9 protein-coding genes and 1 riboswitch are annotated in these 14596 nt (G+C 66.5%); of the genes, 3 read left to right on the top strand and 6 right to left on the bottom strand.

Features of this window, described 5'->3' with window-relative positions:
• Positions 1–10 precede the first annotated feature (10 nt).
• Positions 11–3358 (bottom strand): ATP-binding protein, encoded by a 3348-nt coding sequence (locus tag ABD791_RS11335; RefSeq protein ID WP_345066416.1) that lies wholly within the window; start codon positions 3356–3358, stop codon positions 11–13.
• Positions 3359–3581: 223 nt separating this feature from the next.
• Here ABD791_RS11335 and ABD791_RS11330 point away from each other — a divergent pair, with 223 nt between their 5' ends.
• On the top strand, positions 3582–6173 hold the full coding sequence (locus tag ABD791_RS11330; RefSeq protein ID WP_345066413.1) for a CBM96 family carbohydrate-binding protein: 2592 nt from the start codon (positions 3582–3584) through the stop codon (positions 6171–6173).
• Positions 6174–6230: 57 nt separating this feature from the next.
• Here the strand turns inward: ABD791_RS11330 and ABD791_RS11325 are convergent, their stop codons facing one another.
• Together ABD791_RS11325 and ABD791_RS11320 are read right to left on the bottom strand one after the other, a co-directional pair.
• Positions 6231–6857: a CoA-binding protein gene (locus ABD791_RS11325; protein ID WP_345066410.1), complete on the bottom strand. Its 627-nt coding sequence runs from the start codon at positions 6855–6857 to the stop codon at positions 6231–6233.
• The gene (locus ABD791_RS11320; protein ID WP_345066407.1) at positions 6854–8149 is read right to left on the bottom strand and encodes an O-acetylhomoserine aminocarboxypropyltransferase/cysteine synthase family protein; all 1296 of its coding nucleotides are present in this window, start codon (positions 8147–8149) and stop codon (positions 6854–6856) included. Before ABD791_RS11320 ends, ABD791_RS11325 begins: the two co-directional genes overlap by 4 nt.
• Positions 8150–8445: 296 nt before the next feature.
• On the opposite strand from ABD791_RS11320, the gene ABD791_RS11315 reads away from it, so the two are divergent.
• A complete protein-coding gene (locus ABD791_RS11315; protein ID WP_345066405.1) occupies positions 8446–9597 on the top strand; it encodes an FAD-dependent oxidoreductase in 1152 nt (383 codons plus the stop codon).
• Positions 9598–9834: 237 nt separating this feature from the next.
• A riboswitch (guanidine-III (ykkC-III) riboswitch) is annotated at positions 9835–9899 on the top strand.
• 10 nt (positions 9900–9909) lie between these two features.
• Positions 9910–10233 (top strand): DMT family transporter, encoded by a 324-nt coding sequence (locus ABD791_RS11310; RefSeq protein WP_345066402.1) that lies wholly within the window; start codon positions 9910–9912, stop codon positions 10231–10233.
• Positions 10234–10447: 214 nt separating this feature from the next.
• Here the strand turns inward: ABD791_RS11310 and ABD791_RS11305 are convergent, their stop codons facing one another.
• The 3 genes from ABD791_RS11305 to ABD791_RS11295 all read right to left on the bottom strand — a co-directional run bounded on the left by ABD791_RS11305 (position 10448) and on the right by ABD791_RS11295 (position 14581).
• Positions 10448–11455: a YeiH family protein gene (locus tag ABD791_RS11305; protein WP_345066399.1), complete on the bottom strand. Its 1008-nt coding sequence runs from the start codon at positions 11453–11455 to the stop codon at positions 10448–10450.
• Between the two features lie 230 nt (positions 11456–11685).
• A complete protein-coding gene (locus ABD791_RS11300; RefSeq protein WP_345066397.1) occupies positions 11686–12786 on the bottom strand; it encodes a fatty acid desaturase family protein in 1101 nt (366 codons plus the stop codon).
• A 199-nt stretch (positions 12787–12985) separates the two neighbouring features.
• On the bottom strand, positions 12986–14581 hold the full coding sequence (locus ABD791_RS11295) for a dolichyl-phosphate-mannose--protein mannosyltransferase (RefSeq protein ID WP_345066395.1): 1596 nt from the start codon (positions 14579–14581) through the stop codon (positions 12986–12988).
• Between the last annotated feature and the right edge of the window lie 15 nt (positions 14582–14596).

Here is a 14596-nt window from a genome sequence, read left to right as displayed (position 1 = left end):
TTTGGCGTGCCTAGATCAGCTGCGAATGCTTTTCAGAGTCGAGCGATTCAGTGTTAAGCCGCAGCGCAAACAACTCATGCGCACGGTTCGCTCGCTCGGCGAGCGACAGCGCCGCGACCTTCGCGCGCGCCGCGGCCAATGCCTCCGCACCGACAATCTCCTCGGCCGCAGCGAGATGGATGTCGAGGTGCAGCACCGGCTGGTCTTGACGGGAACGCAGCCCTTCGGCGACGGCGAGGAGCTCAAGTCCGACGTCGCGGTGCTCGTCGAGGGTCAGCACCCAGAGCGCGTAGCCGAGGGCGGCCGTGCCGAGCACCGGCTTGTCAACCATCTCAGGCCTCGCTCGTTTCAGTGCGAGAACGCGGGTGCGCAGCACCCGGGCGTGACGGGCGATCTGGGCGGGGTCACCCGTTTCGTCGGTGATCCAGGCAGCGATGAGGGCGGCCGTGGCCAACAAGAACCAGGGGGAGCCGCGCTCTCTCGACCCCGCGAACGTGGCAACGGCCTCGAGGTACAGCTGGGCGGCATCATCCAACTGTCCGTCTGCGCGTGCCAACTCGGCTTGCCCGGCCAGACCGATCGAACGGATGTCGCCTGCTTGGGAGTGGCTGACCGCTGAATTCATGAATCCGTCGAAAACGACACGGGCCTCCTCGAGTCGACCGAGGCTGACCAGGTTGGCGCCTCGCATCCACTCGAGCTGATACAGATCGTCTTCGGCGTTGAGGGCACGCAGACCGATTTCGGCCCGTTCCGACCAGAGCAGCGACTCGGTCGGAAGGTTTTGTTGGCTGGCAAGTTGACCCACCATGGAGGCAGCCATTGATGCTGCCCAGACATCGCCGCGGGCCGACGCAATCGCCCAGGCCATTCGGCCGGCCTCGTTGGCGAGTTCGAAATCGCCGTCGTTCTCGGCGAGTTGCGACACGACGAGGTGCCCGACGAGTGCGACCGAATCGTCGGGAGAACGACGAATCGCCTCAAGTTGCGTCAGCGCGCCGGTGATCCCACCGGGAACGAGCAGAAAACCGGCGATAGCGCCGAGGCGGGGGCTGAGCACCGCGCCGGAACGCACGAGTGTGCGGATGCCGCTCAGCGCACGTGCCGCGTTGCGGTCGTTAAGGATCGAGAAGATTGTCGCGATGGAGATCAGGCTGGCCGCGGCGACGTCGGCGTGGGCCGCATCCGGACGGTACCGCGTGGTAGCGGTCAGGATCAGCGGACCGAATGTCGCAACCTCGCTGTGGTTGCCCCGCATCGTCCAGAACTGAGCGAGCACGGCAAAAACGCTCACGACCACATCGGGTCGACCGGCGTTCACCGCGAGACGCATGATCGCGAGCAGATTGTCGTGTTCGAGAGTGATCAGCCGGTAGCGTGCGAGTTGGTCTGGGCCGTCGAGCTGCGGGTAGCTCTCGAGACAGAACGCCTCGGCCCAGCGAAACATCGACTCCTGAACGACCGTTGTCTCGCCGCTCTTCTCGAGCTCGATGACCCCGAACTCACGCACCGTCTCGAGCATGCGGTAGCGCAGGCGGCCGGTCTCCGCGTGCTCGCTGACGCCCAACAGCGACTGGCTGGTCAGCGCGTCGAGCAGGTCGACGATCTCCTGCCCCGGCACGAGAAACTCGGCGGCGTCTGACCCGAAGCCGTCGGCAAAGCGAGACAGGCGGCGAAGCGCGCTCTGCTCACTCGACGACAGAAAATTCCAGCTCCAGTCGATGACAGCCTGCAAGGTGCGGTGACGTTCGGGCGCTGAACGGTCGCCGGTGGTCAGGAGCGTGAAGCGGTTCTGCAACCGACGCTCGATCTCGTCGACCGACATCGAACGGATGCGTGCGGCGGCGAGTTCGATCGCGAGCGGCAGCCCGTCGAGCTTGGTGCAGAGGCGGGCGATTGTGTCGACGGGGAGTGCCGCACCGGGACGGGCCGCGGTGGCGCGATCGATGAAGAGTTGCACGGCGGGGCCGTTGGCGTCCGTAGCATCCGTGGCCGTTGCATTTGGTGTCGCCGTTGTCGTCGTTGCGGTCGAGTTGCTCGCGAGTGAACCGAGCGGGTAGACGTGCTCGGCACCGATGGCGAGCGGGCTGCGGCTGGTTGCCACCGCGCGAACCGTAGCCGCGCTCGCCAGGATGTCGGCCACCCAGCGCGCCGCCCCGTCGATCACGTGCTCGCAATTGTCAATCACGAGCAGGGTCTCGTGCTCGGCCAGTTGGGCCAGGATGCGGGAGCGCAGGTCGCCCATCGGAACATCGCTCAGACGTTGCCCGGCCGAACGCTCCCGAATGCCCAGCGTCGTCGCGAGGGCGAGGGTCACGTCGTCGTCGCTGCCGACGCTGGCCAACTCGACGACGATCACCGCCGCCGCGTTCGAGCGCTGCGCCAGCTCCTGCGCCAGTCGGGTCTTACCGAGGCCGCCGGGCCCGAGGATCGTCACGAGCCGGGATCGACTGAGCAGTTCTTCAACTGAAGCAAGGTCGGCGTCGCGACCAATCAACGCATTGGGGGCGAGACGCAGGCCGATGCGGCGCCTGAGCGGGGTGCCGGCGCTCGGTGCCGGGGGAGCCGGTGAAGCACTGTGTGCACTGTTCGTGCTGACCGCAGTGTGTGTGGCGTCCGAGCCGTTCGAGCTGTCTGGGTCGTCCGCGCGGAGAAGAGCGGTGTTGAGAGAGACGAGCGCGCGGGAGGGGGAGCTGCCGAGCTGCTCGCCCACGAGCTCCCGAAAGTCAGCGAACTGCCGCAGCGCTTCGTTGCGTCGGTCGAGGGCAGCGAGACTGGTCATCCGACTGAGCACGAGGTGTTCGTCGAGTGGGTCGATCGCGAGCAGCGCGTCGATATCGGCCAGCGCCGCCTCGTGCTCGCCGAGGGTGCTCCGCAGCTCGATCCGGGCGCGTGCGAGTGAGGTTCTCAGCTGACGCGGCACGGGGGAGTGGTCGTCGGCATCGCCCCTCCACAGCGCAAGGGCTTCGTCGACCAAAGCGAGGGCCGCGCGCGGGTCGGCCACGAGAGCTGCGGCCTGGGTCTGCAGTGCGCGGGCCAGACCGACATCGGTCTCGTCAGCATCCGTCGAGAGCGCATAACCCGACGCCGTCGAGAGGAGAAGACCGTCGGTGACGGCCCCGCGCAGCCGGGAAACGAGCGTGTGGAGCGCGGCCTTCGCATTGCTCGGCGGCTCGTCGGCCCAGAGGTCGTCGATGAGGGCTTCCGTGCTCAGAGCGTGGTTGCGGGCCAGTACGAGGGAGCGGATCAGGCGCTGGCCGAGCGCGCCAGACGGCTCGACGAGAACGCCGTCGCGTCCGGCAACCAGTACGGGACCGAGGATCGCGACACGAATGCGCGGATCAGGGGTGAAAACCACTCTGACGATCCTACCTATCGCGCCGCACCCGTTTGTGAGTGGCTCACTCCGGCCGGGGAAATTGGCTGACTCAGGAAATCTGCCGCGCCTCAGAAGTAACACGAATACTTGACAAAACCTCATGAAGAGAGGACAAAGTCACTAGGAGCTTGCGGTTGCTCGGATTCACCAGCCATCTGAGGTGCAACGCTCGACTGATTCTGGCCTACCCGAAGGGCTCATGATGAGACTTGCCCGCACCCTCAGCGCTGTTGGTGTCGGGGCGATGATCGTCGTCATGATCGGTGTTCCACCGGCGTTCGCCGCGGACACGCAGGTGGCGGTGGTGGATGTGGCCGATACCTATACGGCGGCGTCGGCGCCGTCGGCGGACTATGGGACGAGTGGGTCGCTGGGGGTATACGGCACTCCGGCGATTGTGACGGTGGTGCGGTTTGTGATTCCGGCTGCCCCGGCTGGGCAGTCGTTGAGCTCTGCGGTGTTGCGACTGACGACGACGAGTCTGGCCACGGCGGGGTCGGTGAATGCGGTGACGGTGCGGCAGGCGACGGACAGCTGGTCGGAGACGGGAACGGTCTACGCGAATCGTCCGGTGGTGTCCGGTGCGGTGCTCGGGACGTTGCCCGGCGGAACGGTGCCGAGCACGGTCTACGACATCGGGTTGGCGGCGTTGGCCGGCACGTCGGGGTCGGTGACCTTGGCGTTGGAGGGGACGGGGGCGGATAGCTCGTGGTTCTGGTCGCGGCAGGTCGCCGCGTCATTGCGGCCCGTGTTGAATCTCACCTTCACGGGTGGCATCCCGGTCGACACGACGGCGCCGTCGGTACCGGTGGGGCTGGCGGCGACGGTGGTGGGCGACACGGTGGGCCTGGACTGGCAGGCGTCAACGGATGACGTGGGCGTGGCCGGGTATGCGGTGCACCGGTCCGCGTCGGCGGTCTTCACTCCCGACCTCTCGAACCGGATCGCGACGGTGACCGGGCTGGCCTACTCGGACGTCGCCCGCCCGGTCGGCACCTGGTATTACCGGGTGACCGCATCCGATGCCGCGGCCAACACCAGCGCCGGCTCCACCCCGGCACCCGCCACCGTTGCCGCTCTGCCGGACACCACTCCGCCGTCCGTGCCCACCGGACTGGTCGCGACGGTCACCGGCAGCACGATCGGCCTGACCTGGCAGGCGTCGACGGATGGCGTGGGCGTCGTCAGCTACGCGGTGCACCGCTCGGCGTCGTCCGGTTTCATTCCCGGCCCGTCCACCAAGGTCGCCGACGTGGCCGGCCTCACGTACTCCGATCCGGGGCGCCCGGCAGGCTCCTGGTTCTACCGGGTCACCGCGTCGGACGCCGCCGGCAACACGAGCGCCGGCTCCACGCAGGCCGCGGGCACCGTGCAGGTCGCTTCTCCGCCAACGCAGGTGGCTGTGGTGGCTGTCGCGGATACCTATACGGCGGCGTCCGCGCCGACGGTGGACTACGGGACGAGCGGGTCGTTGGCGGTGTATGGCACGCCGGCGATCGTGACGGTGGTGCGGTTTGTGATTCCGCCTGCCCCGGCTGGGCAGTCGTTGAGCTCTGCGGTGTTACGACTGACGACGACGAGCCTGGCCACGTCGGGGTCGGCGAATGCGGTGACGGTGCGGCAGGCGACGGACAGCTGGTCGGAGACGGGAACGGTCTACTCGAATCGTCCGGCAGTGTCCGGTGCGGTGCTCGGGACGTTGGCCGGCGGAACGGTGCCGAGCACGGTCTACGACATCGGGCTGACGGCGGCGGCGTTGGCCGGCACATCGGGGTCTGTGACCTTGGCGTTGGAGGGGACGGGCTCGGATAGTTCATGGTTCTGGTCGCGGCAGGTCGCCGCGTCGTTGCGGCCCGTGTTGAACCTCACCTTCACGGGCGGCATCCCGCCGGACACCGGGACGGTGACGGTGATGGCGGTCGGCGATATCGCTTGCCAGTCCGGCACCCCGGTGACGTCCACCACCTGCCGGCACGGCGACGTGGCCTCCCTCATCGCCGCGGCGGCCCCTGATCGATTCATCGCGCTCGGCGACCTCCAGTACCAGCAGTCGACGCTTGCGCAGTTTCTGGCGCCCGGCGCCTACAACGACACGTTCGGCGCCGTCAGAGGCATCACATTGCCCGTGCTCGGCAACCACGAATACCTCGACGGAACGAACGGCTACTTCGACTACTTCTACGGCGCCGGCGTCAACTCCGGTGCCTTCGGTCCTCGCCCGGACGGCTACTACGCAACCAGCATTGGCTCATGGACATTCATCGCGCTCAACACCGAATGCACCGCAGGTGGGGTGACCGGAGGATGCGGGGTCGGCAGCGCGGAGTACGTCTGGCTGCAGAACCAGCTGGCCTCCTCAACCCAATGCACGATCGTGGCTGCCCACCACCCGCGCTGGTCGACCGGAACCAGTCATGGCTCCTACCCGCAGATGTCGGCGCTGTGGGACCTGATGGCCACCAACGGTGTCGACGTCGTTCTCTCCGGGCACAATCATGTGAGCGAGATCTTCACACCGATCGGAGCCTCCGGAGCCGGGGCGACACCCACCCTGAGCGCCACCGGCATCCGGTCGTTCACCGCCGGCGATGGGGGCGCCAATTTGCAGGCTCTGAGCGCGAACAGCGACCCCCTGCTCTCGGCAGTGGAGGCGCGGAGTGCGAGCGCTTTCGGGCCGCTGAAGCTGACGCTCGGGGCCGGCTCCTACTCCTGGCAGTTCTTGCCCGTCTCGGGCATGACCTTCACGAACGCCGGGACAACGGGATCGTTCACCGGCACCGACAGCTGCCACTGAAACTCCGCACGGCGACGAGCGGATGGTCACGGCTGACTAGCGGACGGTCGCGGCCGACTAGCGGATGGTTTTGCGCGCCGTGATCTGCCCGGTATCGAAACCGAGCAGATGCAGTCCGCCGTTGAAACGGGCGTGCTCGATCTTGAGACAGCGATCCATGACGACGTTCAGCCCCTTCGACTCGCCATACTCGGCGGCCTCCTGGTTCCAAATTCCGAGTTGCACCCAGATGGTCGGTGCACCGACGGCGAGCACCTCATCGATGATCGCGGGGATGTCGCTGGCCTTGCGGAACACATCGACGATGTCGGGAACTTCGGGCAGCGAGGCGAGGTCGGGGTAGGCCTTCTCGCCGAGGATGGTGTCGGCGTTCGGGTTGACGAAGTAGACCCGGTAATTGCTCGACTGTTGCAGGTAAGTGCCCACGAAATAGCTCGACCTGGCCGGATTCGGGGAGGCCCCGACAATGGCGATCGACTTCGCCTCGCGCAGCAGCCTCAACCGCGCCTTGGCGTCTGGGCCCTCCCAGGTGCGCTGCGAACGCAGCAGCTTCGCGAGCGGTGAGTTGGACGGCACCGAGCAGCTGAGCCCGTTGACCAGCTGAACCGTGGTCTCAGCGGATGCGGCGGTGGCGGCATCCGTCGTCACATCGGTGAGTACGTCGGCAGTCACATCCGTGGTCATTTCGATCCTCCCGCCGCCTGGGTCAGTGCCTGGTCGAGGTCATAGATGATGTCCTCGACGTCTTCGATGCCGACGCTGAGCCGCACGAGGCCAGGCAGAACTCCGGCATCCAGCAATTGTTGCTCGGTCAGCTGAGCGTGGGTCGTGGATGCGGGGTGGATCACCAGTGTCTTCGCGTCACCGATATTGGCGAGGTGGCTGGCCAAGTCGACCGATTCGATGAAGGTGCGACCGGCATCGCGCCCGCCCTTCACGCCAAAACTGAACACGCTGCCCGGACCCTTCGGCAGGTACTTGAGACCACGCTCGTAGTGCGGGTGGCTCGGCAGTCCGGCCCAGTTGACATAGTCGACGCGCGGGTCGGCATCCAACCATTCGGCCACGATGCGGGCGTTGTTGATGTGCGCCTGCATCCGATACGGAAGCGTTTCGACGCCCTGCGCGAGCAGAAAAGCCGAGTGCGGTGCCAGGGTCGGGCCGATGTCGCGCAGCTGTTCGGCGCGCAGTCGGGTGAGAAAGGCGTATTCGCCGAAGTTGCCCGACCATTCGAGGCCGCCGTAGCTCGAAACCGGTTCGCTGAACAGCGGGAACCGGTCGCTGTGCCAGTTGAACCGGCCGCTCTCGACGACGACGCCGCCCAGGGTGGTGCCGTGCCCGCCGAGAAACTTGGTGGCGGAGTGGATGACGATGTCGGCGCCCCACTCGATGGGGCGGCAGAGGTAGGGGGTGGCGATCGTCGAGTCGATGATCAGCGGGATGCCCGCGGCGTGGGCGACCGCGGCGAGTCCCTCGATGTCGGCGACCTCGCCCGACGGGTTGGCCACGGTCTCGGCGAAGATGAGCTTGGTCTTGTCGGTGATCGCTGCGGCGTAGTCAGCCGGGTCTGCGCTCTGCACGAATGTCGTCTCAACACCGAAACGGCGCAGCGTCACGTCGAGCTGGGTGATCGAACCGCCGTAGAGGTTGGCCGAGGAGACGATGTGGTCGCCGGCGCCGGCGAGGCTGGCGAAGGTGATGTACTGCGCGGCCAGGCCGCTGGCGGTTGCGACGGCGCCGAGACCGCCCTCGAGGCTGGCGATGCGTTCTTCGAACGAGGCCGTTGTCGGGTTTGACAGGCGCGAGTACACGTTTCCGTACTTCTGCAGAGCGAACCGCGCCGCGGCATCCGCCGTGTCATCGAACACGAACGCGCTCGTCTGGTAAATCGGCAGCGCGCGGGCTCCCGTCACCTGGTCGGGGATGTTGCCCGCGTGAATTGCGCGCGTCGAAAAACCATATTCGCGATCAGCCATGGCACAACGCTAGTGCCCCCGCGAGGGCGGGCGGCGAATGTGACGTAACCGGGCGACATCGGGGTGGTGGGCGACACGGGGTGGCGGGGTGCTGGTGCTGGCCGTGGCGGCGGTGTTGTGACATTGCGCGGGTCGGGTGCCGCTGCGCTTGTCGGCGCCGGCCAGCGCTGCGGCGCCCGACCCGCGCGGCGAGGTTCGGCGACTGCAAGCCGGTGGCGATCCAGTCGCCAGCCGGCCGCGCCCCGCTGGCGTGGGCTGCGACGAGCGGATGCCCACGGTGCGGCAGGATGGATCGCATGACGCAGATGCTCGAAACAGTGGTGATCGGTGGCGGGGCGATGGGGTCGGCGTCGGCCTGGCAGCTGGCGCGGCGCGGCCGCTCGGTGACGCTGCTGGAGCGATTCGCCCCCGGGCACACGAACGGCGCCTCGCACGGGGCCTCCCGCAACTTCAACACGGCCTACGCCGATCCCACCTACGTGGCCATGCTCGCCGAGGCGCTGCCGCTCTGGCGCGAGCTCGAATCCGAATCGGGCCGCCGGCTGCTCGACCAGGTCGGCATCGTCAATCACGGCCCGCACTCCGGATTCGACGAGATCGCCGCGCGCCTTACCGCGGCGGGACTGGGCGCCGAGTTTCTGACGCCGGAGGCCGCGGGGGAACGCTGGCCGGGCATCCGTTTCGAGGGGCGCGTGCTGCACACCCCCGACGCCGGTCGGTTGAACGCGGATGCCGCGGTTTCGGCGCTGCAGAGCGCCGCGGCGGCAGCCGGGGCAGACATTCGTCACCACACGCGCGTGCTGCGCCTCGACGTCGTCGGCGACGATCACGTGCGCGTGACGACCGAGGCCGGTGTGATCGACGCCCGCCGCGCGGTCGTCACGGTCGGCGGCTGGACCAGCGGTCTGCTTCGCGATGCCCTGCCGGTGCCGCTTCCGCGCCTGGTCGTGACGCAGGAGCAGCCGGCTCACTTTGCTTTGCGTGACAGCTCGGCGGATGCCGACGCCCGCGCCGCCCGTGACTGGCCAGGGTTCAACCACAACGTCGACCGCTCGCTGCCGCACTCGTCGTGGTGGTACTCGCCGGTCTACGGCATGTACACCCCCGGTCAGGGAGTGAAAGCGGGCTGGCACGGAGTCGGGCCGGTCGTCGACCCCGATAGGCGCAGCTTTCTGCCGGAGCCCGTGCAGCTCGCCGCGCTGCAACGATACGTGCGCGAGTGGTTGCCGGGAGCCGACGCCGATGCGCTCGAGCCGGTCAGCTGCACCTACACGACCACTGTTGACGAGAATTTCGTGCTCGATCGAGTGGGCCCGGTCGTGGTCGGTGCCGGCTTCAGCGGCCACGGTTTCAAGTTCACGCCGAGCGTCGGGCGCATCCTGGCCGATCTCGCGACGGATGCCGCGGTGCCAGCCCCGGCGCTCTTCGCGCTGGCGCGCCGCCGCTGACGCTGCGCGCTGCTGACCTCGCCGCGACCACCGCTGTCGCTCGACGTGTTGGTAACTCCGGTAACCCGACGTGTTGGTAACTCCGGTAATACGACGGCGACTGAGTGTGCCGGCGCGAACTAGACCGGCCGAAACTCGATGTCAGCCGGGATTACCGGAGTTAGCCACTGTCGACGCAGACGAAGAAGGAAGCGCAACACTGCCCAGCACCTGATCAGCCCCGTTTGCTAGTCTGAGATTCAGGCCGCAAACCCGGCCCCGGACGAGGGATCAGTACCCGGAACGCGACAAGACTGGCCAAGGAAGCGTGCCATGTCGTGGATCATTCTCATCGCCTCCGGAGTTCTCGAAGCAGTCTGGGCGACAGCGCTCGGAAAATCCGAGGGCTTCACCAAACTGTGGCCGTCGATCATTTTCGGCGTGACCCTCCTGCTCAGCATGGGCGGGCTCGCCTATGCCATGCGTGACATCTCGGTTGGCACCGCCTACGCGGTCTGGGTCGGGATCGGCGCGGCCCTCACCGTGCTCTACGCCATGATCTTCGGCGGCGAGCCGGCGTCGCTGATCAAGGTGCTGCTCATCCTCGGCCTCGTCGGCTGTGTCATCGGCCTCAAGCTCGTCGACGGCAGCCACTAGCCGGCAGTAGGCGACGAGAGTCGCCAGCGCGACCGAGAATCGCCGTTCGAACGGCGACGCTCGGCGCAAACGGCGACTCTCGCGCGAACGGACGAATCACGCGCGCTTCGCCGAGCTTGACACCTCCGGTCGAGACTCCCTGGTGCGCCGGGGGAACTCGACCGGAACGGTCAAGCCCGGTGGCATGTGCCGGGGGGAGCAACCGAAGCTGCGCCTAGCCGAGCTGCACCGCGCCATACGCCAGAGCCGCGATCAGCGCCCATGACAGCAGCCCGACGATGAGGGCGCGCCAGCCGGTGCGCACGAGAGTCGCAAGCCGCACGGAGGAGCCGAGACCGAACAGCGCCATCGCGAGCAGCGCGGTCTGCGCGGTGTCGGCGACGTCGAGGACGACCTCCGGCACCGGCAGCAGCGTGCGCACAAGCACCGCGGCGATGAACCCGGCCACAAACAGCGGAACGATCGGCGGGCGCTTCGCGGCGACATCCGCGATTGACGCGGTTCCATTGCCCACGGCGAGAGCGTGCTTGCGTCGTTCGACGGCCGAGGCGACTGCCACGATCGGCGCGAGCATGAGCACCCGGGTGAGCTTGACGACAATGGCGACGGCCAGGGCGGCCGAGCCGGCGATCTGCGCGGTCGCCACAACCTGGCCGACATCGTGCACGCCGGCGCCGACCCAGTGGCCGAACTGCAATGCGGTCAGGCCGAGCGGATGCCAGAGCGCCGGCAACACGGCGATGGCCAGGGTTCCGCAGAGGGTCACGAGCGCCACCGGGGTCGCCGTCTCCTCGTCCTTTGCCTTGACCACGCCGCTCATCGCGCCGATGGCCGAGGCTCCGCAGATCGAGAACCCGGTCGCGATCAACAGCGGCTGGTGACCAGGGAGCCCGAACGCCCGCCCGAGCCAGAGCGTGCCGGCGAAGGTGAGCAGCACGATCGCCACGGTTGTCGCAATCGTCACCCAGCCGAGACCGGCGATGTCGATGAGACTGAGCTTGAGGCCGAGCAGCACGATGCCGAGACGCATGAAACGCTTCGCCGCGACAGACAATCCGGGTGCGAGCACCCCCGTCAGTGCCGGCCGCGCCACGGGGATCTGCCCGACGATGATGCCGAGCGCGACCGCAACGGTCAGCAGCGGAATCGCCGGAACGAGAGCGTGAATGCCCCACGCCGCGAGGGCGGCGGCGGCCGCGGTCAGAACTCCGGGCAGCCACATGGGTTCCAGCCTATTGCGGTGCTCCTCTCACCGAGTGCAACGCATCCGACGCCGGCATCCGAGCCGGCCATCCGTCGTCAGAAACCGCAACCATCACCCGATGCCGCACAATCTGTGCGGTCTACGCTGACACTCGCTCAATCGAGACGGTGTGAGATGACAACAAAAAACGGATGCGCAGCCACCGTGGGCTGCGCATCCGTTTCAATCCGCGAAAGCGGGAGTGCTGACTACCGCACCCGGAATCGAGAGACCATCGGGCAGTCGAACGGGTCGCGGGCGGAGAGCCCGACCCGGTTCAAGTACTCGATGACGATCTTGTAGGACTGCGTCAGCGAGGTCTCCGTGTAGAGGATGTTGTGGTTCTCGCAGTATTCCTTGGTGATTTCCTGGGCACGGCGCAGGTGCGGCCTGGCCATGTTCGGAAACAGGTGGTGCTCGACCTGGTAGTTGAGGCCGCCCATGAAGGTGTCCATGAGGGTGCCGCCACGGATGTTGCGCGAGGTGAGAACCTGGCGACGCAGAAAGTCGACCTTGCTCTCGTGCGGCAGGATCGGCATGCCCTTGTGGTTCGGCGCGAACGAGGCGCCCATGTAGACACCGAACACGGCCATCTGCACGCCGACGAAGGCGAATGCCATGCCGAGCGGCAGGAAGTAGAAGATGACGCCGAGGTACAGGGCGAGTCGAGTGACGAGCATGGAGATCTCGAGCCAGCGCTTGTCGACCTTGCCCTTGCCGAAGACCGTGCGAAAGCCGTGGATGTGCAGGTTGATGCCCTCAAGTGTGAGCAGCGGGAAGAAGAAATACCCCTGCTTGCGCGTCATGAAAGAAGTGATCCAGTTGACCTTCTTCGCATCTTCTTCGAGGAAGACGATGAAGTCGGGGTCGATGTCGGGGTCTTTGCCGACGACGTTCGGGTTGGCGTGGTGACGGCTGTGCTTGGTCATCCACCAGGCGTAGCTGATGCCGACGAACAGGTTCGCGAGCACGCGGCCGGCGCGGTCGTTGGCCGGCCCTGACTCGAACACCTGACGGTGCGACGCCTCGTGGGCGAGGAACGCGAACTGGGTGAAGATGATGCCGAGCGCACCGGCGATGATCAGCTGGAACCAGCTGTCGCCGAGCAGCACAAAGCCGGTTGCGGCACCAATGGTCGCGACAATGAGAATCGAGAAAACCATCCAGTAGAAGCCCGTACGCCGACGCAGCAATCCAAGGTTTCGCACTGTATGCAGAAGCGAGGAGTACTCAGTGGTGGGGTTCTTCGAGTCACCACCCGGGCGGGTTCTGATGATGCGTACCGAGGGTGCAGCTGTAGCGTCCGACATGAGGCCTTTGTTTAGATCTTGACTTCTCAGTCGGAGGTCGAGCAATTACTCACAAAGCAGATACGAGTCATCCTATGGGCGGGGCCTGAGTTCCCGCCGCATTTCACAACGCATTCTCAGTCGATATATGCTAGATCTGGAATATGTCGACTCGAAAACCCCGGAAACATGCGGGAGTTGATATTCGCTCGCGGTAAACTCACACCCAACTGGGCAGCCACATGTGCATCTGCCAGAACCACAGCGGCGTCTGAATTCCCGCCCAGAGCGGATAGAAGAACAGGCTCACGAGCAGCGCGACGGCCAGGAAGATCGTGACGACACGGATGCCGGTGGTGCGGCGAGCGGCCTCCGCGCGGTCTGACTCGTCGAGGAGGGCATCGCGCAGATCGGCCGGCATGTCATCGGGCAGCTCGGGGGGAGCCGGCCGGAATCCGGGGGACTCCCGAAGCAGCATGCCCAGCACAAAGGTCAGGCCGAGCAGCATGTACGGCTCGAAGGCGATTGTGTAGAACTGAAAGACCGTGCGATTCAGGTAGGCCAGCCAGGGCAGGTAGCCGGCGACCATGCCCATCAGGATCAAGCCGACCTGCCACTGGCGGTACCGAGCGAAGCGGTAGACCAGGTAGAGGATGGCGGCGCCGGCGGCCCACCAGATGAGTGGGTTGGCGACACCGAGGATGGCCTGCGAGCAGCTCGCCGATGTGCATCCGTCTTGCCCGAGCGTCGACCCCTCGTAGAACATGCTCGTCGGTCGGGTCATCAGCAGCCAGGTGAGCGGGTTCGCCTGGTAGGGGTGCGGAGTCGAGAGGCCGACGTGGTACTGGTAGATCGCCACCTGGTAGTGCCAGAAGCTCTGCACGACCTGCGGCACCCAGGCGAACGGCCCCGTCCACGCCGCGCCCGGCTCGCTGGCGTACTGCCGGTAGAAGCCGCCCTGGGTGACGAACCAGCCGGTCCACGAGACGAGCAAGCTCAGAACGGCGACCGGAACCATCAGCACGAAGGTGGCGGGCGCCTGCTTGAGCACCGCGCCGCTCAGCCAGAACGGCACGCCCGCGCGACGGCGCGCCAACGCGTCCACGACAACCAGATACACGCCGAATGCCGCAAGAAAGTAGAAGCCAGACCATTTGACCGAGCTGGCCAGGCCGAAGGCGAGACCGGCCGCAATCACCCAGGGACGCCACCAGAGCATCGGCCCCCAGCTGGGTTGCAGGCCGGACTCCCGGCGCGCGGCGAGCCACTCGGCCAAGCGGTGCTCGTGCCACTTGCGGTCCATGAGCACCGCACCGAAACCGAGCAGCGCGAAGAACATCACCGAGTTGTCGAGAATCGCCACCCGGGCCATGACGATCGCGTTGCCGTCGATGGCGAACAAGAAACCGGCGATTGTGGCGAGCAGGGTCGAACCGAACAGCTTCTTCGCGATGACCATCAGCAGCACGACGGCGAGGATGCCGATGAGGGCGGTGGCAATGCGCCAGGCCCAGCTCTGGTCGGCGCCGAACGCCGCCATCCCGAGTGCGATCAGCCACTTGCCGAGCGGCGGATGAACGACGAATGAACCCACGTCGGTGAAAATGTTCGACTGGCCGGAGTTGAAGAGTTTGTCGGCGCCCTCTGGCCAGGTGGACTCGTAGCCGTTGTTCCAGAGGCTCCAGGCATCTTTCACATAGAAGGTCTCGTCGAAGACGAGCGAATGCGGGTTGCCGAGATTCCACAGTCGCAACACCGCGGCTAGCAGAACAACGGTGAGTGGTCCGGCCCAGCGGAACCAACGAGATGCGAGCACCTGACCATCGTAGTG

The sequence above is a fragment of the Glaciibacter kafniensis genome, assembly GCF_039538945.1.
Lineage (GTDB): Bacteria > Actinomycetota > Actinomycetes > Actinomycetales > Microbacteriaceae > Cryobacterium > Cryobacterium kafniensis.
Note: the sequence above shows the minus strand (reverse complement) of the source record. Positions and strands in the feature narration are given on the sequence as shown.

Excerpts from the sequence above, each read along its gene's own strand:
- ABD791_RS11305 (WP_345066399.1), bottom strand. The coding sequence starts at position 11,455 with ATGTGGCTGCCCGGAGTTCTGACCGCGGCCGCCGCCGCCCTCGCGGCG.
- ABD791_RS11315 (WP_345066405.1), top strand. The coding sequence starts at position 8,446 with ATGACGCAGATGCTCGAAACAGTGGTGATCGGTGGCGGGGCGATGGGG.
- ABD791_RS11310 (WP_345066402.1), top strand. The coding sequence starts at position 9,910 with ATGTCGTGGATCATTCTCATCGCCTCCGGAGTTCTCGAAGCAGTCTGG.
- ABD791_RS11330 (WP_345066413.1), top strand. The coding sequence starts at position 3,582 with ATGAGACTTGCCCGCACCCTCAGCGCTGTTGGTGTCGGGGCGATGATC.
- ABD791_RS11300 (WP_345066397.1), bottom strand. The coding sequence starts at position 12,786 with ATGTCGGACGCTACAGCTGCACCCTCGGTACGCATCATCAGAACCCGC.
- ABD791_RS11325 (WP_345066410.1), bottom strand. The coding sequence starts at position 6,857 with ATGACCACGGATGTGACTGCCGACGTACTCACCGATGTGACGACGGAT.
- ABD791_RS11320 (WP_345066407.1), bottom strand. The coding sequence starts at position 8,149 with ATGGCTGATCGCGAATATGGTTTTTCGACGCGCGCAATTCACGCGGGC.